Raw genomic sequence first — 20,432 nt, 5'->3', positions numbered from 1 at the left:
GCACACCAGCGCCACAGCCAGTTACACCAATCCGTTAACCAATTTGCCACTGCCAGATACCTTGCTCCGCAGATTGATGACGCACCGGTTGCGCTGTAATCTGCTGTGTAATCCATTCCAGTGCACTACTGTAATAATTCAGTTCACCAGATAATAATTCGTTGCCAGTATCTGCTGTTGAATAAGTCAGGCTTACCTGTTCACCTCTGGTAATAATTAACCCCAGTGCCAGCGGAAACGGAGCACGTACAGCAGCTACGTTATATTCCTCAGCCAGAGGTTCTTCTACTACGACTACCAAAACCTGTGATGCCCCCTCTTCCAGCAGACCTACAGCCTCAGTAACTCCGATTTCTAAACCATTGTATCTGGCAGTCAGCGCAATACTTTCGCTCATATCACCCCGCATCAGCGACCATTGTCCGATAATGGCATTATGTACTGATAAGGCAAACGAAGTGGGTGATAACTCTTCTTGCTGTATCAGGCTTTTCCACAATTGAAAACTGCGGTTGATCTCACCATCATGAGAAACAAAAACTACCGGACAGGAAGCATCCTCTTGCAGCAGCGGCCATGACGCAGCAAACATCAAACGAGCAGCAGAGCTTAAGCGGCGTCTTTTCATTGCCGGCAAAAAAGATAAATCCACATCTTTAACCGGTAAACCACCTACATTTCTGCGCTGAGCAACCCATTTTTGCCAGTCTTCCGGCGTATGATGAAAAGGACTAACAGCATGCCAGTCAGATATTGAAAATTTCATATATCTGTTGAAAATCTTATAAACTTGGCATTATATGTAAATATATAACAATAAACAATAAGATTTTTTGTTAATTGTTAATGTCATTTGAATCAATTTAATTTCAATATATTTGGTAAATTTTAAAGTATTTGATTATACAATATTAAATACCATAAATATCTAATAGTTAATGATTAAAAATATTAAGAGTAAATGGTTAAATGTAATTTAAAATTTAAATTAAGTGTTAATTATTATTTGGATTTTAAATTAATTTATTTGCAGATATTAGTATATACCTATCAGCACATAAAAGCAGTGCTCCTCTGTTAAAGCGCTTATTTATGGAAATTTCAATGTCATATCCGCAAAGTAATGCACATCTAATCTTACTGATTACTTCGATAATAGATTGCTGGTTAGTCTTTATTACTTATTGTTACCGTACCATAGACCATGAATATTTTTGTTGTGTCTGCCGAACCGGTATAGCAGCCTTCACCGCCGCTGAGGTAACACGCAAGTGCAGCAAATCCCCATGCATCATCCATAGAAACCATAAGTTTGCGAGTGGTGAGTTTTTCCAGATGATACTCAGTACCAAAATCTCGCACTTTTTGTGCAGCTATACTGAGCGATTCACTGACTGACGGATGATCCCACCCCCATAACCAGGTATTGTCTTCAGTATTGTATGTACCAACTATTTGTACTGGGGCAGTTACCATCAGTTTTTTTTCATGACTGACAAAAGTAATCGTACCGGTATCAAGGTCTGCACTCCATTCAGCGGTATCAAGACCCCAGGTATCTATTGCTATCTGCGTGCGTAATTGTATCTCGTTATTTGCGCGGGCAATGGTAAGCTCTGGCTCGGAAAGCTCTGTTGTATGCTGATCAGTATTTTTTTCTTTGCTGCCAAAAAGTTTTTTTAAGAAATTACCCATGTTTTATCCCCTGTTTATAATACTGGTTAAGAAACAATTATTTTATATATTTATTGCTTGTTATAACTATTTGAATTATATCACGATAATTATCAACTTCTAAATCAGTTTTATATAGTTAACTAAACAAAGTATATACTTACAATATTATTAAGCATTTATTATCAGATATTTACCACTTTATTAGCATGCATGACCGGATTAAATTTTTCGCCAGAAGCATCTACGATTTATTTTTTAAGTTGATTATTTTCTATAAAATATTGATGATCTGGCTAAAAAATGAATTCAATTTGTAAGCAATTTAATCCATTGCGGTTTTATTCGAGCCAGATTGCACTGAGCATACGGCCGGTTTTCCCGTCTCGACGATAAGAAAAATAACGCTCACGCTGCAATACGGTACATTCCGTTCCACCATATACCTGATGCACACCGGCATCTGCGAGAGCCAGCCGTGCCAGAGCATAAATATCAGCCAGATAGTGCTCGTTACCAATATCCGTAAATGCAGTCTGTGCCTTTGGCTGTTTCAGACAAAACACCTCCCATACCTCAGCGCCGACTTCAAAAGCTTCCGGCCCAATTGCAGGACCAAGGTAAGCTAATATTTCCAGAGGGTTAACCTGCATAGCCTCTACAGTATTCTGCAATACTCCGTTTGCCAGTCCACGCCAGCCGGCATGTGCAGCAGCAACTACTGTTCCGGCACGGTCACACAATAATACCGGCAAACAATCGGCTGTCATAATCGCACAGGCTGCCGATTCGCCGCGGTGACAAAAGCTTGCATCAGCATTGGCCGGTGTACCTGACTGCAACGCAGTTAACGCAGACACAGCATTAATAACATCTGCGCTGTGCACCTGATTCAGATAAGCCAGAGGTTTTGCTACCTGTTGTTGTACTAATGCACGATTATGCTGCACGGCATCTGCGTTATCACCGACATGTGCTCCGACATTCAATGAATTGAACGGTGGCTGGCTCACACCGCCCTGACGTGTTGTAAACAGGGTATGCACACTGGCTGGTGCCGGCCATTGTGCATTAAAAAAGACATTTTTATTCTGATTCAGACCGAGTGCCTGATTCATGTCCCATTGATTCATTCCTCTGTCCTATTCGCGTACATAAATAACATCCACATCATAATCATCGTCGTCCCAGTCATCATCTTCTGCTGCTTCCGCACTCAGCCGCTGCTGCCATTGATCTTCTGTTTTAATGGAAGAGTCCATGCCAGCCTGTAAACGCAGTACAGACAGTAAATGATAAATATCAGCCGGTAACGGAGCTTCAAATTGCATATTCTCCTGAGTTTGCGGATGAATAAAACTCAGCCGGTAGGCATGCAGTGCCTGACGTGCCAGCATTTTAATAGCGTCTCTGACTTCTGTTGTGGCGTGATGGCGCGGATTACCATAAAGAGCATCTCCGGCAAGCGGATGTCCGGCAGCTTTCATATGCACGCGAATCTGATGAGTACGGCCGGTTTCCAGCTGACATTCGATATAGCTGAAATCGGCATAACGTTCGAGTACTTTAACATGCGTAATGGCCTCTTTGCCGCCAAAAGGGACAACAGCCATACGGGTACGATTATGCGGATCACGTCCGATCAGTGTTTCAATTTTACCGTCAAACGGCACTACCCCGTCAGCAACAGCACGATAGGTACGTTTGACTGTCCGTGCCTGTAACTGACGAACCAGATGAGTTTGTGCGACTATGGTTTTGGCGACAACCATTAATCCGCTGGTATCTTTATCCAGACGATGTACGATACCGGCTCGTGGTACTTGTGTCAGTGCCGGGCAATACGCGAGCAGACCATTGAGTAATGTGCCCTGCCAGTTTCCTGCTGCAGGATGTACAACCAGCTCGGCCGGTTTATTCAGTACCAGTACACTATCATCTTCATATATAATATCCAGTGACATAGCCTGCGGTATGAAAGCCAGCTGGCTTTCATCCTGCTGGATGGCTGCCTGTATGGCTTCGCCGCCTATCAGTTTATACTTGGGCGGGACTACGCTGCCATTGACTGTGACATGGCCGTCTTTTATCCACGCAGTCAGCCGGCTGCGGGAAAATTCCGGTGCCAGTTTTGCCAGTGCGGCATCCAGACGCAGGCCGGCCAGTTCATTAGGTACTGTCCAATTTTTATAACTTTGTGTACTATCATCTGCCGTAAATGGCAAATCATCGTTATAATCGTCATCATTCTCTAACAAAGAAGTGTCTTTCATGAAAAATTTGTTTTTGGCGGTGGCCTTAGGCCTGTTACTGAGTGCCTGTGCCAGCACAAGTACGGTAGATAAAGATTCCCAGATTACCCAGGACTGGTCAGTTCAGCGTCTGTACAATGAAGCACATGATGAGCTGATGCACCGTAATTATACTCATGCAGAGAAATTATACGAAATTCTGCAGGCACGTTTTCCTTATGGTTCTTATGCCGAACAGGCTCAGCTGGATACGGCTTATGCTTATTATAAGGATGATGAGAACGATAAGGCACTGGCTGCTATTGAACAGTTCCAGCGTCTTTATCCGCAACATCCGAATATGGATTATGCGCTATATTTGAAAGCGCTGATTCAGCTCAATGAAGACAAATCATTTGTCAGCAAACTGGCAAAACAGGACTGGTCTGACCGCGATCCTAAAGCAAACCGTGAAGCTTATGCTACTTTTGCTCTGCTCGTACAGTATTTTCCACAGAGCAAATATGCTGACGACGCCCGTGCCAAAATGCAGAAACTGCTGGATGCACTGGGTGGTAATGAACTCTCCGTGGCACGCTATTATATGAAGCGCGGTGCGTGGCTTGCTGCGGTAGGACGGGCACAGACTGTCATTTCTCAATTTCAGAACACGCCAAATGTTGAAGAAGCTCTGGCAATCATGGTTTCAGCATATGCAAATCTGGGCGAGCAGAAACTCAGTGATGATACCAAACGTGTACTGGCACAGAATTTCCCGAACAGCCCGTATTTACAGAAACCATGGCAGGATCACAATACCATTCCATGGTGGCGTTACTGGAAGTAATTACGGCTGATATTCCGGTACTCAGTCTCAGATAAGCTACACTTCTTAATCAGACCAATGCGCAGATGTTGGTCTGATTTTTTGTATATGCGCAATTGATTATTCTGCTCTGTATAGTTATTGCACATGGTGCACAGAAGTAATCAGGACTTACAAATACAAGTACAAGTACAAGTACAAGTAATCTGTATTCTTTTTTACAGCAAATATTTATTTAATATGCTCGGAATTTCTGCAGGCATCGTTTCTGAAATTGAAAAGTATGTTCTGATTATTGTTACCCTGATTTCAGTTCAGAAAAATTTTATACTTTTGGCAAATATTCGCGTGCTAACCAGCGAATCTGCATCTGTGCATCCGGTAATAATTTTTGTAATTTTGCCACAGCAGCTTCAGTCAGTAACTGTCCGCACATAAATATATCAATGGCAGCATAGTGATGTTCAGGCCATGTATGGATACTGATATGTGATTCAGCCAATAACAATACACCCGTAACACCACCGTTGCCGCCGAAAGTATGAAAATGACTGGTAAGAATATGCGCCTGTGCTGCCTGCGCAGCCTGACGCAATAATTCTTCGATGGCAACAGCATCCTGCAACCAGTTACCGTTTGTTTGATAAACATCCAGTAAACAGTGCTGCCCTACACTATGACTAAGCTGTTTTATTTGTGCCATCGCCCGCTGCTACTATAATAATGCCCGCCCGAAGAGTTTGTATCTGTTTCATGCGCGGCATAATCTATCCATGTAAATGCAATTAATAGTATTGCAGCAATATAAATATTATATTTTCTGGTTTTATTTAATTGACGAGTTTTTAATTTGGGCACAGTCGACAGTAAACTAAAAGCAAATATAAACACTAGCACCGCATCAATTCCATAGTCATAATCAGCCGGTCCGCCGACCAATATTATAAAAATTACTGGTAAATTTAAAACAACAAATAAAGCTATCCAGAAATTAGGGTTATAAATATTAAACAGAGAATTTATAAAGGTTTGCCGGGACCATTTTCTGATATTGTCGGCATTAAAATCTTTTGCTTTAATGCCTTGATGTTCACGCACAATTTCAACAGCTTTATCCCGCTCAAGGGGTTTTGCTTTAATACTGATATTTTTATCATTTTGAAACCATGCAGCCACCAGAGAAGCAGGGATGGTGCTGACCACAGACCATGATTGCTCGTTGTCCGTGAGCGTTGTAGACAGTTTATGCGCCTTGCAACCATAATCGATATAATACATTCTATCGCCCGGAGCAACCTGCCAGTAAAATGCACCGGCAGCATACATTACATGGGCAGCATAATCATATAAAAACGGAATATCTTCTCTTTTTAAATCGAGCGGTTGTAATGGTCCGTTTAAAATAGGCCAATCGTCCAGTGTTGAAGACATTGCCCATTGATTATTTTCCAGCTCCAGCAGCCATAAAAAGCCTTTTCTGGGTGAGTAAAGCAGATATTCAGTCCAGCCAAGACTGTCTTCTTCCTCTGTCTCTTCACGCATAACCTGAACATACAAAGGTACATCCGGAAAAGCTATCTGTACTGGTAATTCCACCAGTATCATTGCACCCAGTACCCACCAGTCTTCATTGTTGATACGTGCTTTACTGCCAATTTTAATGGTTAACTGACGCTCATACCATTCACGCTTCTCACTGATGTTTTTCTGTAATGCCGCGTCTTCACTCATATCCATCTGACCGTGGCAATACTGGCATAGTACGTAATCGGTTACCCCGCTTACCCAGAGAATTTCACCGCCGCAACTCGGGCATTTACCTCTTTTAGTTCTGCCTTTTACATAACCGGCCTGGCTGCGTATCTGTTCTTTTCTGCGAGTGTTTTGCAGTTTCAGTGATTTCAGGGTCACTCCCCGGCCTGCAAATACTTCAGGCTGTTGCTGACCGGATGAGTAATCCAGCGTAATAAATGACAAACCATTACGGCAATCAGCTACCAGTGCTGTTTCAGAATTTGGCAGCGATACAGGTAACTCACCTTCAGCCACATACTGACCGCGGCTGGTTTTGTGAATATCAGCTACAGCATACCAACGTGACTGATACTTAAAAAATGTTTTACCGACTTTCAGACTACTGAATTCGGGTAATTTTTCCTCACCGGCAGATGCCGGCTGCAAACGGGTAAAAGCAAAACGGTCATTAGTTTCAGACAGCCATGCACTGCTGCCATCTTCTAACAGTGCATGCCACTCATTCCATAAACCTGCTTCATAATGTACTTGAATACGCCCGATCAGAATAAATGACTTACCCTGCCACTTACCGGTAGTACCGATTTGCAGCGGAGATAAATCATTCAATACTGCAGAATGGCGCCCTGACTGAAGCAGTTTATTCTGATTAACTAATAAAACAGAATGACAATAGCCGCAAACCGCAGTGACTGCGGTGGCTGAACGGATTCCGATTTCAGCCCCGCAGCTGGGACAGCTTGTGTGCAGAAGATAAGAGGATGAACTATTCATACTGCGAATTAACCGGTGATTTTTTTGATAATCTCAGCCTTGGCAGTATCATAATCATTCTGACTAATCAGATTTTGCTCCAGCAATGTTTTCAGTTGCGCGAGCCGCGCAGTTAAATCTGAAGATCCGTTTTCAGTACTACCGGCCGGTGCAGTCTGTGCAGCCACCGTTCCGGTCAGGCCTGAAGTCATCACAGTGGCTATATTCATACCGGCAGCCAGTCCGGCACCAATTCCGGCAATACCGCCTTCATTCTCCGCTGCCAGCGGAATGGCCTGTGCAGTCTGATACTGGGTGTAACGTGCTATATCTCCGACAATACCCATGCCGATACGCTCATCGAGACGCTTTTGCAGATTTTCCGGCAGAGTAATGCTTTCCACAGTAAACTTTTCCAGCTCCAGTCCGAGCTCTGCAAAAGCTGGTTTCAGTAATGTTATCATTTGCTGTGACAGCATTAGCTGGTTAGCAGCCATATCCAGAAAAGGAATAGAAGAATTGCCAAAAGCAGTGGCCATCTGAGTAATAACTAGATTACGCAGCTGCTCTTCCAGTGTTTCAGTTCGGTATTCTTCACAGACACCGCTTACTTCACGAAAGAAAACTGCCGGCTGGGCAATGCGGAAAGTGTACATGCCAAACGAGCGTACAGCGATGGCACCAAAATCACTGTCGCGAATGGTAACCGGCTGTGCAGTTCCCCAGCGTCTGGATAATTGCTGACGCAGATTGAAAAAATACACATCCGATTTAAATGGAGACTGAAATAATTTACTCCAGTTTTTCAGATTGGTGAGTAAAGGCAGATTCTGGGTATTAAGGGTAAATGTTCCTGTACCAAACTGATCTGCAATCTGACCTTCATCCACAAAAAGAGCAGACTGTGCTTCACGCACCACCAGAGCAGCACCATTCTGAATTTCCTGATCCTGTAAGGGAAACCGCCACATTAATACATCCGGGTCAGGATTTTCCCACTGGATAACGTCAATAAATTGTTTCTTAATGAAGCCACCCAGACCATTACTGCCAAAAATTGAATTCATTACCATTGTTCGTATCCAGTTTAAATAAAGTTAATTTTTAACTTAATGCTGCAGCATTGAGAATACCGATAGCCACAGACAAACCAAAAAACAGAATTCCGACTGCAATATTATTATTAACCAGTTCCTGATTAGCTTTAGGTATCAGCAGGGTAGCAATCAAATACACCAGAATCTGAATAATCATGGCTGCTATGCCCCAGATAATAAAACTGACCAGATTAACTGATTGCAGCATACTGGAAGTCAGAGTGATGCAAAAACCAATCATTGAGCCGCTCAGTGAAACAGCACAGGCAATATTCCCCTGTTTAATTAATTTCAGCTCAGCTATAGGAGTAATACGCATATATAACAAAGCAAATGCGATTAGCATGGATAGCGCCACCGCAAAATATTTCAAATATTGGAGATATTGCAATAAAGGAATTGTCATTATTTATTATCCCGATTATTTCTGATGTTAAACATACCGTATAATAATTATTTTGTATAGTATTGAATTTACTTTAATATGCATAAATTTAACATCTGAATATAACTATTGCCTTATCAGTATATACAGTTTAGTCAGATAGGATGCCTCACAGCAGCCTGTGCCTGAAGCAGACAAAATGAATAAAAGGATAAACGGTGAATCCTGCTTTAATTGTATCGGTATTTGTGGTAGCCAGTTGCGGTCTGGCATATGAACTGATTATTGCTGCTCTGGCCAGTTATCTGCTTGGTGATTCGATACTTCAGTTTTCTTCAATTATCGGCGTGTACATGTTTGCGATGGGTATCGGTGCACATATGACACGCTATATTAAGGACAAAGATGCATTAAGCCGTTTTATTGATATCGAAATTCTGGTGGGTATCGTTGGCGGTATTTCTGCGCTGCTGCTGTTTGTTCTGTTTGGTTTCTCTGAGACACCTTTTCGTTCGATACTGTACGGAATGGTGCTGACCATTGGTATTGTTACCGGAATGGAACTGCCACTGGTCATGCGGGTACTCAATTTGCGGGAAGTTGAATTTAAAGAAGTTGTTAGCCGGGTGCTGACTTTTGATTATCTGGGTGCACTGGCTGTTTCCCTGCTCTTTCCTTTGATTCTGGCACCCAAACTCGGTATGGCCAGAAGTGCTCTGCTGTTCGGTATTCTGAATACGGTTGTTGCATTATTAACTGCGCGATTATTTAAAAGAAACTTACGCCGCTACCGCAGCCTGTATCTGCGCGGTAATGTAGTTCTGCTTATTCTGATTCTTCTTTTCTGCTATGCCAATAAAATTACCGATAAGGCAGAACAGCATTATTTCGGCGATCCGGTCGTATACAGCACAGCCTCTCCTTACCAGCGTCTGGTCATTACAAAATGGCATAATGATACCCGTTTATTTATCAACGGCAATTTACAATTTTCTTCAATAGATGAAGCCCGTTATCACGAAGCACTGGTCTTGCCTGTAATGGAACAGAATCCTCAGACTGCCAGTGTTCTGATACTGGGCGGCGGTGACGGACTGGCTGCTCGTGAAGTACTGAAATACCCTCAGGTTAAGCAGGTTACTCTGGTCGATCTGGATGCCAGCATGACTAAAGTATTCCGTAACTCTACTCATTTGCGCCAGCTAAACCAGAATTCACTGAATAATCCGAAAATGCATATTATCAATGCGGATGCGGCACAGTGGCTGGAACACAATCAGCAGAAATTTGATGCAATCATTATCGATTTTCCCGACCCGTCTAATTTTTCTCTGGGCAAGCTGTATTCAGTTCCGATGTACCGGATGGTTGCACAGCATCTAAATCCGCTGGGCAATATCGTAGTGCAGTCCACTTCACCTTATTTTGCCCCGAATGCGTTCTGGTGTATTGTGAACACGCTGGAAACGGCCGGCTTAAAGACTCTGCCTTACCATGTTTATGTTCCGTCATTCGGTGAATGGGGTTATGTAATGGCAAATCAGAGCGGTGAATTTCTGATTCCTGATCATTATCAGGTAACAACACGCTATCTGGATGCCGATAGTACAAGAGAAATGTTTATTTTTCCGAAAGATATGCAACGCCGCTCTGTTGAACCCAATCATCTGAATACACAAAAGCTGGTAGAGTATTTTGAAGCTGACTGGCGCGCTGTCATGCGCTAAAGGAATAGCAGAAATGAAAATCAGTCGTCGCCGTTTTCTCAGCCATGTGCTCGGTGCCAGTATGATAGGTCTAACCGGCTATGAGGCATGGCGCTATTTCAGACCCGGGCAGCCGCCTGTCAGTATAGATTTTCCCGGTAAGGCAACCGGTCATGCTATTCGTGATGCTCGTATAAATGTCCCGGCAGAGATACCCAGATTCAGCGTGAATACTGTGATTGTCGGCAGCGGGGCGGCAGCTCTGGCTGCGGCGTGGCAATTATCCAGACAAGGCATGCAGGATTATATTTTACTTGACGGGGCTGAACGCAATGGCAATAACCGCGGCGAACAGCAGTTTGGCGTAAACTATCCGACCGGAGCCCATTATCTGCCCCTGCCTTCGCCTGAATCAGAACATATTCGCGAACTACTTAGTGATTTACAGCTTTATCAGCATGGTGTCTATGATGAGCGGGCTTTACTTCAAGTACCCAATGAGCGTCTGTTTTATCAGCAGCAATGGCAGAACGATTTACTGCCGCATACAGATGCCGACAGTAAACGCTTTTTTCAGTTTATACACAGGCTCAGTAGTCAGCGTGGTACGGATGGTAAGCGTTTATTCACTATTCCGCTTGATTTAGCCAGCATGGATAGCCAATGGCGCCGTCTGGAAAAAATAACATTTGCTGACTGGCTTGAGCAGCAAAACTATCGTTCGCCGACATTTTTATGGTATCTGGACTATTGCTGCCGTGATGATTACGGACAAGGTATCAGACAAATTAGTGCCTGGGCAGGTTTGCACTATTTTTGTGCACGCGGTAATCAGCAAAATGAGCATGGCACAATAATGACATGGCCTGATGGTTTGAATGAACTGTCGCAACGGATACGCACATTCTGCCGCCTGCATCCGGCAACCGGTCTGGCGGATATTAGTTTGCCGCGCACTCAGCCATATAGCATCAATGCCTTTGCTGTTTCAATTGAGGAGCATAATCAGGGTGTTCGCCTGCTTATCTGTACAGAGCGGCAACAATATTACTGGCTCGAGGCTCAGCATGCTGTATGTGCCATGCCACTTTATATTGCAGCTCATGTGGTTAAAGATATTCAGCAGTACGGATTCAAACCGGATATCCATATGCCGCAATATGCACCATGGATTGTGGCAAACTTTCTGCTGCGTGGTTTTCCGGCAGAACGCAAGGGCAGCAAACTCGCCTGGGATAATATCCTCTATCAGGGAAAAGGACTGGGTTATGTGGTGGCAACCCACCAGCAAATCCGGCAAGGGCCACCAGCCTATACCTCATTTACCGCCTATACTGCGCTGAATCATGATACCCCTGCTAATGTGCGCCGCTGGATGCTGTCTGCCTCAACCGATGAAATTTATCAATGTGCGGCCGCAGAACTGGAGCAAATCTATGGAGTTAAACTACGCCGGCGTATGTTGCAGGCGCGTTTAAGTTTACGTGGCCATGCCATGGCTGTACCGCAACCGGGCTATCTGTCCAATCAGGGTTTACAGTCGCTGCGTACTTATACCGGTCGCTTACAGTTTGCACACAGTGATTTATCCGGTTATTCGATTTTTGAAGAAGCCTGCTACTGGGGTAAACGTGCGGCAGTTCAGATACTGACACAACCCTAATATGCGGTATCAGAACAATTAAACAGCCTGCTGCCAGAAATATGGCAGCAGGCTGTTTGATTCAGATAACAAACTTTCTAAACTTCAAGATAATCCATAATACTTTGTGCCGCATCTCTACCTTCGGCAATAGCAGTAACTACCAGATCAGAACCACGGGTAATATCACCACCGGCAAAAATTCTGGGGTTGGCTGTTTGCTGTTTATATTCACCACAGGTTTGAATCCGGCCGCGTTCATCCACAGTAACACCAACACTGTTTAACCAGGGCATACTGTGCGGAGCAAAACCAAACGCCACAATCACCGCATCGCAGGCAATCACTTCTTCACTGCCGGCAACAATTTCAGCACGCCGGCGCCCGCGCTCATCCGGCGCGCCCATTATGGTTTTTACTACCTGAATACCGCTTACTGTGCCATCAGCATCAGTCACTACTGCCTGTGGCTGCACATTGAATCTGAACTGAACACCTTCTTCACGCGCATTATTGAATTCTTTTTTTGACCCGGGCATATTGGCCGCATCGCGGCGATAGGCGCAGATAATCTCTTTTGCTTGCTGACGTAAAGCTGTACGCACACAATCCATGGCAGTATCACCACCGCCAAGAACCACTACGCGCTTATCGGCCATAGAAACATAATCTTTACTGGGAATATTCAGCAAATGTTCGGTATTGCCGATTAAATAAGGTAATGCCAGATAAACACCAGCGGCATCTTCATTTTCAATACCTGCACGCAGCCCCTGATAAGTACCCACACCCAGAAATACTGCATCATACTGCTGTTCCAGTTCCTGCAGAGTAACATCTTCACCTACTGTTACCCCCAGTCTGAACTCAATACCCATATCAGTCAGTACATGACGGCGGCGCATCATCACTTCTTTTTCCAGTTTAAAAGCCGGAATACCGAAAGTCAGTAAACCGCCGATTTCTGTCGCCCGTTCGTAGACCGTAACATCCACTCCATTGCGAATCAGTACATCGGCACAACCCAGCCCGGCCGGACCGGCACCGACTACCGCGACTTTTTTGCCTACTTTTTCCACCTTACTGATATCGGGATGCCATCCCTGTGCAAAAGCCTGTTCAGTAATATATTTTTCAATGGCGCCAATCGTAACCGCTCCGAATTCAGCATTCAGCGTGCAATCACCTTCACACAAGCGGTCTTGCGGGCAAACCCGTCCGCATACTTCCGGCAGACTATTGGTGGAGTGTGCCAGTTCAACTGCTTCGATAATTCTTCCTTCATTGGCCAGTCGCAGCCAGTTGGGAATATTATTGTGTAAAGGGCATTTATTCTGACAGTACGGATTACCACAGGCCAGACAGCGGTCTGCCTGCGCAATAGCCTGTGCAGTAGTAAACGGCTGATAAATTTCCGCGAACTCATGCCGACGTACAGTCAGCGGTTCTTTCGGGGGATCGACACGCGGCACATCAATAAACTGATAAACATTTTCGCGTTGACTCATCTGGTGTTCCTTGCAATATTTCTAATTATTTCTGCATTATCCGGCGGGCTTACTGGGTCACTGCACGCAGTTCTGTAACTGTACGCGGCTTATGTCCCAGTAACGCATCCACATCATTGGCTTTCGGTTTAACCAGCACAAAACGGCTGACATAATTATCCCATTCTGCCAGAATGCGCTCTCCTAACGGACTGTGGGTATTCTCTACATGCTCGGCAATTAACCCGCGCAGATTTTCCTGATGCATAGTTAATTCGCTGATATCTAGTCCTTCCACCAGCTCCGGATTAATCCGCTGTTTAAAGCAGCCGTCTACATCCAGTACATAGGCAAAGCCACCGGTCATACCAGCACCAAAATTAATTCCGGTTTTACCGAGTACGCATACCACACCACCAGTCATATATTCACAGCCATTGTCACCAATGCCTTCTACGACCACCGTAGCGCCGGAATTGCGCACAGCAAAACGCTCTCCGGCCTTACCGGAAGCAAAAAGCTTGCCACCGGTAGCACCATACAGACAGGTATTGCCGATAATTGTCGTGTCTTCAGGACGGAAAGCTGTGCCACCGTGCGGATGAATCACAATTTTGCCGCCAGCCATACCTTTACCCACATAATCGTTGGCATCCCCGGTGAGATATAAATTTACTGTTCCGGCCAGCCATACGCCAAAACTTTGTCCGGCTGTTCCGGTCAAATAAATATCAAAACGCTGAGGCACGTGACCGCGATTACCGTAAGTTTCTGCAATCCGGCCGGATAATGAGGCACCTACTGAACGGTCGGTATTATTAATATCATAATTTAATTCAACATCCTCACCGCTTTGTATCTCATCGCCAATATCCTCCATGATGGTACGGTTAAGGCGTCCCGGATCAAACGGAGGATTGGTCTGGGTACAGTAGCGTGAGCTGCCATCCGGTACTTTCGGGGAATACAGCAGCTTGCTCAAATCCAGCGTACCTTGTTTAGGCGTAATTCCGGAAACAATTTCCAGTAACTCAGTACGGCCGATTAAATCCGTTAACTGAGTTACACCGAGCTGCGCCATAATTTCGCGTACATCCTGTGCGATGAATTTGAAATAATTCATTGCTTTCTCAGGCAGGCCGTGGAAATGTTCATGGCGCAAAGTATCATCCTGTGTCGCCACACCGGTAGCGCAGTTATTCAGATGGCAAATGCGCAGATAGCGGCAGCCCAGTGCAATCATCGGTCCGGTACCAAAACCAAAACTTTCAGCCCCCAGAATAGCTGCCTTCACAATATCCAGCCCGGTTTTCAGACCACCGTCAACCTGTAAGCGCACTTTATGGCGCAGATTATTTTCTACCAGAGCCTGCTGAGTTTCAGCCAGACCCAGTTCCCACGGGCTGCCGGCATATTTCACACTGGTTATCGGACTGGCACCGGTACCGCCGTCATAGCCGGAAATAGTAATCAGATCCGCATATGCCTTAGCCACACCGGTAGCAATCGTCCCCACACCCGGTAAAGACACCAGCTTAACTGAAATCAACGCACGCGGATTAATCTGTTTCAAGTCAAAAATCAGCTGTGCCAAATCTTCAATTGAATAAATATCATGATGCGGTGGCGGCGAAATCAGCGTAGACCCGGGTACGGCAAAGCGCAGCTGAGCAATATACGGAGTCACCTTATCCCCGGGTAACTGACCACCTTCGCCCGGCTTGGCACCCTGTGCCACTTTAATCTGAATAACATCAGCACTCATCAGATAAGCCGGTGTTACACCAAAACGGCCGGAAGCCACCTGTTTAATCCGTGATACCCGTTCAGTGCCGTAGCGGTTCGGATCTTCGCCACCCTCTCCTGAATTGGAGAAACCGCCCAGACGGTTCATCGCAGTAGCCAGCGCTTCATGCGCTTCCGGACTCAGTGCACCGATAGACATTGCCGCACTGTCAAAGCGCTTATACAGATTTTCTGCTGCTTCTACTTGTTCCAGTTTAACCGGCGTTGCATTATCAGTTTTCAGACGCAGCAAATCTCGCAACATAGCAGGCGGACGGTGGTTAACTGCATCTGCATAGCAACGGTAACGGCTATAGTCTCCGGTATTTATGGCCGCCTGCAATGTATTCACCACCTCAGGATTATAGGCATGATATTCACCCTGCGGCTTGTATTTCAGATAACCGCCGATTTCCAGTCCGCGGCTTTTCTGCCATGCCCGCTTGTGAAGCCATCTGAGCTCATCATCCAGCTGGGCAAATGTTGCACCTTCAATCCGGTTAATCATATTCTTAAAGCATAACTGCATCACTTCGTGATGAAAGCCCACAGCTTCGAACAAACAGGCACAACGATAGGAAGAAATCGTTGAAATACCCATTTTGGAGATGATTTTATACAGTCCCTTATTAATACCATTGCGGAAATTCAGCATTACCTGCCGTAATGGTTTGGTAATTGCACCAATGCTAACCATTCTGGCCAGACTTTCATACGCCAGATACGGATACACTGCCGTGGCACCCAGACCAATCAGTACCGCAAAATGGTGCGGATTACGTGCCGAGGCAGTTTCAACAATAATATTGGCATCACAGCGCAAATTGGTTTCGACCAGACGCTGCTGAATAGCACCGACACTGAAAACAGCAGGAATAGCAATAGCATTCCGGCTGACATTGCGGTCTGATATCACTAGCAGAACAGCACCGTTTCTGACAGCAGCCACAGCTTCATCGCATAAATGTACCAGCGCTTCCTGCAAACTGGTTTCATTCGGGTTATAGACAGCATCCAGATGATGATGCTGATAATGCTCAGCTGATAACTGCAATAACTGCTGCATATCAGAGTACAGCAATACCGGCGATTTAAAATTCACCCGATGTGACATTCCCTCAGCTTCAAAAAACACACTCATTTCGCGCCCGATACAAGTATTCAGGCTCATCACATGTTTTTCGCGCAAGGGGTCAATCGGCGGATTGGTTACCTGAGCAAAATACTGACGGAAATAGTCGTACAGTACCCGCGGACGTTGTGACAACACCGCAAATGGCGTATCGTCACCCATTGATCCTACCGGTTCCTGTCCGTTTTCTCCCAGTATCCGCACCACATTTTCCAGCTCTTCCATGTCATAACCGAACAGTTTCTGGTAAACCAGCAACTGGTCTGCTGACAAACTGGAGGTACCGGCCTCTTCATCCGGCAGTTTTTCAAATGGAATCAGCGATAATACATTTTTATCCAGCCATTCTTTATACGGATGCCGGGTTTTCAGCTCAGTATTGATATCCGCTGAATGCATCAGCCGGCCTTCACGCGTATCAATCACCAGCAACTCACCCGGTCCGACACGGCCTTTTTCCAGTACTTCATCCGGTGCGTAATCCCAGATGCCCACTTCAGAAGCAATCGTAATCAGTTTATCCTGAGTAATAACATAGCGCGCCGGCCGTAAACCATTTCTGTCCAGCGTACAGGCCGCATAGCGGCCGTCACTCAGTACAATACCGGCCGGGCCGTCCCATGGTTCCATATGCATGGAATTAAAATCGTAAAATGCACGCAAATCCTCATCCATATCCGGATTGTGCTGCCATGCCGGCGGTACCAGCAGACGCATAGCCCGGAACAAATCCATACCGCCGTTCACAAACAGCTCCAGCATATTGTCCAGAGAACTGGAATCCGAACCGGTTTCATTTACAAACGGCGCAGCAGTCTGCAAATCGGGAATCAGCGGAGTATGGTATTTATACGAGCGTGCGCGCGCCCAGGCACGATTCCCTGAAATAGTATTAATTTCACCATTGTGTGCCAGATAACGGAATGGCTGTGCCAGCTGCCAGCGTGGCAATGTATTGGTTGAAAAGCGCTGGTGAAACAGACAAATAGCACTTTGCATGCGCAAATCAGCCAGATCAGGATAAAACCGCGGCAAATCCTTGGGCATACACAGCCCTTTATAAATCATCGTCTGATTGGATAAGCTGCAAATATAAAAATCACGATGATTAATCCGTTTTTCAACACGCCGGCGGGTCATAAACAGCCGCCGTTCCAAATCACGCGGCAGCCAGCCGGCAGGCGCATTAACAAACACCTGCTGAATATACGGCATATCCGCCAGAGCAATGGAACCAAGCATTTTCGGATTGGTGGGAACAGGCCGCCAGAATGAAATATTCAGCGTTTCACGGGTCAGTTCTTCCTCAATTATTGCTTTATATTCTTCTAGCAAAGCCTCATCACGGGGAAAGAAAATCATCCCTACGGCAAAATTTTTGGCCAGCGTAATTCCTTCTTCTTCGGCAACAGCCTGAAAGAATTTTTTCGGCATTTGCAGTAACAGGCCACAACCATCACCTGTTTTGCCATCCGATAAAATCGCACCGCGATGCTGCATGCGTGACAGCCCAAGAATTGCGGTACGCACCACCTTGTGGCTGGCTTCGCCTTCAATATTGGCAATCAATCCAAAACCGCAGTTTTCTTTTACCAGAGAGTGGTCATATAAGCTGGACATCGGGAAACCTCATTTGCTGCACTAACTGCAAAGCACAAATTAATTAGACAAGGTAACAAACATACAAAAATTTACCTATAAGCGTCAAAACCTTTTTTCTCCGGCACCGCAAAAAAAACTCTGTGATTTCATTTAAATTTAGATTAAATCACTACGATAATCCGTTTTACTGCATATAAAAATGGAATTGAGTACAATATCTGCTATTTTTCACCAATTTAGAGATAATTAATAATAACTGTCTAAAAGGCTAAAAAAATTGCCAAAAGCACAAATTATGCTATTGGCAAATTATTTTAATTGAGAATAATAATCAATTATTATTCTAATTCAACAATATAAAATTATCTGATTTAATTATTTCCGGCTTTAAATATAAAAAAACAGGCGCATTCTGTTTTTATACTTTTCGGCTGTGCTGTAATGAATAAAAAAGGAGATGCCGGCATCTCCCCGATAAATATTACTCATTAACGACACCCGCATGTTCAGCCTGAACATCAGCATGATAACTGGAGCGTACCATGGCACCAATGGCACCATGCTTAAAGCCCATCTCGTAAGCACGCTTTTCAAACTCCTTAAACTGCTGCGGCGTAACATAACGCAATACCGGCAAATGGCTGTTACTTGGCTGTAAATACTGGCCGATAGTAATCATTTCCACATCATGAGCACGTAAATCCTGCATAACTTCCAGAATTTCCTCATCACTCTCTCCCAGCCCTACCATCAGACCGGATTTGGTTGCCACTTCCGGCCTTAATGCCTTGTACTGTTTCAGCAGTTTCAGTGAATGCTGATAATCAGCTCCGGGACGAGCCTGCTTATACAGACGCGGTGCGGTTTCCAGATTGTGATTCAGTACATCCGGCGGTGTCTGTGCCAGAATATCCAGTGCAGTATCCAGACGGCCGCGAAAATCAGGCACCAGCACCTCAATCTGTGTATGCGGGCTGGACTCGCGAATGGCAGTAATGCAGTCAGCAAAATGCTGTGCCCCGCCATCGCGTAAATCATCACGGTCAACCGAAGTAATCACCACATAACGTAAATTCATTGCTTTCACTGAAGCAGCCAGATGCTTTGGTTCCTGCGGATCAAGCGGATTAGGACGGCCATGTCCCACATCACAGAACGGACAGCGGCGGGTGCAGATATCACCCATAATCATAAATGTTGCCGTACCCTTGCTGAAACATTCTCCAATATTCGGGCAGCTGGCTTCTTCGCATACCGTATGCAGCTTCTGCTCACGCACAATGCTTTTAATTTCAAAAAACTTCTGACTGCTTGGCAGCCGTGCCCGTATCCATTCCGGCTTTTTCAGTTTTTCTTCCAGCGGCACAACCTTAATCGGAATGCGCGCAGTTTTTTCCGCACCTTTATGTTTTACCCCTTGGCTGTTATCTTGATTCATAGTACAACTTTCTGTGTAGATTTCCGCTCAGGCGGAGGTGCATTCAATTCTAAAGTCAGGTAGCCGGTTAAACGCTCAGCCACATCGGCCAGCTCAGGGCAGGGCTTAACAAAATCCGCTATCTGGGTCATATGCAAACCGGCATAACCGCACGGATTAATATGTGTAAACGGAGTCAGATCCATATTCACATTCAGTGCCAGCCCATGATACACCGCGCCTTGTTTAATACGCAGACCAAGCGAAGCAATTTTCTGCCCGTTCACATAAACACCGGGACGTTTCGGATCATTCACCGCTGTAATTCCGTAATCAGCCAGCGTAGCAATAATACTGTTTTCCAGCCGGCTGACCAGCTCACGCACAGTAATATGCCGGCGCTTGAAATCAATCAGCGTATATACCACCAGCTGCCCCGGACCGTGATAAGTGACCTGTCCGCCACGGTCAATCTGCACTACCTCAATATCATCATGCACCAGAATATGTTCGGGCTTACCAGCCATACCCTGAGTAAAAACCGGCGGATGTTCAACTACCCACAATTCATCTTCAGTATCAGCCGTACGCTGTGCAGTAAATTCCTGCATAGCCGCAAAAACCGGCTGATAGGAGCGTAAACCCAGCTGCACCACTTTCATAGTACAACTTTCACCATCGGATGGCTGCTTAAAGCACGATAAATATTATCCAGCTGTTCCTGATTTTCAGCACGAACCACCACCGTTGCACTAATATAATTACCCTTACTGCTCGGACGGGTATTAATATTTTCTGCCGCTGTATCCGGTGCATGCTGCTGCACCACCTCCAGCACTTTAGCCTCAAATTCCGGATGCTGTGCACCCATTACCTTAATCGGGAAATCCAGCGGAAATTCAATAATACTGGTTTTCAGATTATCACTCATTTCTGTACC

Annotated in this window: 16 protein-coding genes; 3 read left to right on the top strand and 13 right to left on the bottom strand. The window is 45.3% G+C overall.

Annotated elements, in window-relative coordinates; translation table 11 throughout:
- Window positions 1-34 precede the first annotated feature (34 nt).
- The 4 genes from H3V00_RS08570 to rluD form a co-directional block, all read right to left on the bottom strand.
- On the bottom strand, window positions 35-766 hold the full coding sequence (locus tag H3V00_RS08570) for a beta-ketoacyl synthase chain length factor (protein WP_037392580.1): 732 nt from the start codon (window positions 764-766) through the stop codon (window positions 35-37).
- A 401-nt stretch (window positions 767-1,167) separates the two neighbouring features.
- Complete coding sequence (locus H3V00_RS08565; protein ID WP_198207602.1) at window positions 1,168-1,695, bottom strand: DUF6882 domain-containing protein; 528 nt, start codon at window positions 1,693-1,695, stop codon at window positions 1,168-1,170.
- Window positions 1,696-2,015: 320 nt separating this feature from the next.
- Window positions 2,016-2,807, bottom strand: coding sequence for a peptidoglycan editing factor PgeF (gene pgeF, locus H3V00_RS08560; RefSeq protein WP_174831600.1), 792 nt, complete (start codon window positions 2,805-2,807; stop codon window positions 2,016-2,018).
- Between the two features lie 9 nt (window positions 2,808-2,816).
- Window positions 2,817-3,947 carry a 23S rRNA pseudouridine(1911/1915/1917) synthase RluD gene (gene rluD, locus H3V00_RS08555; protein WP_084553288.1) on the bottom strand — a complete coding sequence of 377 codons (1,131 nt, stop codon included), beginning with the start codon at window positions 3,945-3,947 and terminating at the stop codon, window positions 2,817-2,819.
- On the opposite strand from rluD, the gene H3V00_RS08550 reads away from it, so the two are divergent.
- The gene (locus H3V00_RS08550; RefSeq protein WP_038648650.1) at window positions 3,946-4,752 is read left to right on the top strand and encodes an outer membrane protein assembly factor BamD; all 807 of its coding nucleotides are present in this window, start codon (window positions 3,946-3,948) and stop codon (window positions 4,750-4,752) included. The genes rluD and H3V00_RS08550 overlap by 2 nt on opposite strands.
- 304 nt (window positions 4,753-5,056) lie before the next feature.
- Here the strand turns inward: H3V00_RS08550 and speD are convergent, their stop codons facing one another.
- Genes speD through H3V00_RS08530 form a run of 4 tightly spaced genes read right to left on the bottom strand, consistent with a single transcriptional unit; the run spans window position 5,057 to window position 8,742 of the window.
- Window positions 5,057-5,434 (bottom strand): adenosylmethionine decarboxylase, encoded by a 378-nt coding sequence (gene speD / locus H3V00_RS08545; protein ID WP_025330048.1) that lies wholly within the window; start codon window positions 5,432-5,434, stop codon window positions 5,057-5,059.
- On the bottom strand, window positions 5,422-7,260 hold the full coding sequence (locus H3V00_RS08540; protein WP_198207604.1) for a DUF4178 domain-containing protein: 1,839 nt from the start codon (window positions 7,258-7,260) through the stop codon (window positions 5,422-5,424). Before H3V00_RS08540 ends, speD begins: the two co-directional genes overlap by 13 nt.
- An 8-nt stretch (window positions 7,261-7,268) precedes the next feature.
- Window positions 7,269-8,312 carry an SPFH domain-containing protein gene (locus tag H3V00_RS08535; protein WP_084551306.1) on the bottom strand — a complete coding sequence of 348 codons (1,044 nt, stop codon included), beginning with the start codon at window positions 8,310-8,312 and terminating at the stop codon, window positions 7,269-7,271.
- Window positions 8,313-8,343: 31 nt separating this feature from the next.
- On the bottom strand, window positions 8,344-8,742 hold the full coding sequence (locus H3V00_RS08530; RefSeq protein WP_037391781.1) for a DUF350 domain-containing protein: 399 nt from the start codon (window positions 8,740-8,742) through the stop codon (window positions 8,344-8,346).
- Window positions 8,743-8,939: 197 nt separating this feature from the next.
- On the opposite strand from H3V00_RS08530, the gene H3V00_RS08525 reads away from it, so the two are divergent.
- On the top strand, window positions 8,940-10,448 hold the full coding sequence (locus H3V00_RS08525; RefSeq protein ID WP_198207606.1) for a polyamine aminopropyltransferase: 1,509 nt from the start codon (window positions 8,940-8,942) through the stop codon (window positions 10,446-10,448).
- Between the two features lie 13 nt (window positions 10,449-10,461).
- Complete coding sequence (locus H3V00_RS08520) at window positions 10,462-12,090, top strand: FAD-dependent oxidoreductase (RefSeq protein WP_198207608.1); 1,629 nt, start codon at window positions 10,462-10,464, stop codon at window positions 12,088-12,090.
- Window positions 12,091-12,167: 77 nt separating this feature from the next.
- On the opposite strand, the gene H3V00_RS08515 is transcribed toward H3V00_RS08520, so the two are convergent.
- From H3V00_RS08515 to H3V00_RS08495, 5 genes are all read right to left on the bottom strand, one after another.
- The gene (locus tag H3V00_RS08515) at window positions 12,168-13,577 is read right to left on the bottom strand and encodes an FAD-dependent oxidoreductase (protein WP_198207610.1); all 1,410 of its coding nucleotides are present in this window, start codon (window positions 13,575-13,577) and stop codon (window positions 12,168-12,170) included.
- A gap of 49 nt (window positions 13,578-13,626) precedes the next feature.
- Window positions 13,627-18,093 carry a glutamate synthase large subunit gene (gltB, locus tag H3V00_RS08510; protein ID WP_198207612.1) on the bottom strand — a complete coding sequence of 1,489 codons (4,467 nt, stop codon included), beginning with the start codon at window positions 18,091-18,093 and terminating at the stop codon, window positions 13,627-13,629.
- A 463-nt stretch (window positions 18,094-18,556) separates the two neighbouring features.
- Window positions 18,557-19,513, bottom strand: coding sequence for a lipoyl synthase (gene lipA, locus H3V00_RS08505; protein ID WP_025330040.1), 957 nt, complete (start codon window positions 19,511-19,513; stop codon window positions 18,557-18,559).
- Entirely contained in the window at window positions 19,510-20,154 is a 645-nt protein-coding gene (gene lipB / locus H3V00_RS08500) for a lipoyl(octanoyl) transferase LipB (protein WP_025330039.1), read from the bottom strand. Before lipB ends, lipA begins: the two co-directional genes overlap by 4 nt.
- Complete coding sequence (locus tag H3V00_RS08495; RefSeq protein ID WP_025330038.1) at window positions 20,151-20,423, bottom strand: YbeD family protein; 273 nt, start codon at window positions 20,421-20,423, stop codon at window positions 20,151-20,153. The genes lipB and H3V00_RS08495 overlap by 4 nt, the downstream gene beginning before the upstream one ends.
- Window positions 20,424-20,432: the final 9 nt, after the last annotated feature.

This window comes from Snodgrassella sp. W6238H11 (assembly GCF_016100525.1).
In the GTDB taxonomy this organism is placed as follows: domain Bacteria; phylum Pseudomonadota; class Gammaproteobacteria; order Burkholderiales; family Neisseriaceae; genus Snodgrassella; species Snodgrassella alvi.
The sequence above is the reverse complement of the archived record's forward strand: the minus strand, read 5'-3'. Positions and strand labels throughout refer to the sequence as shown.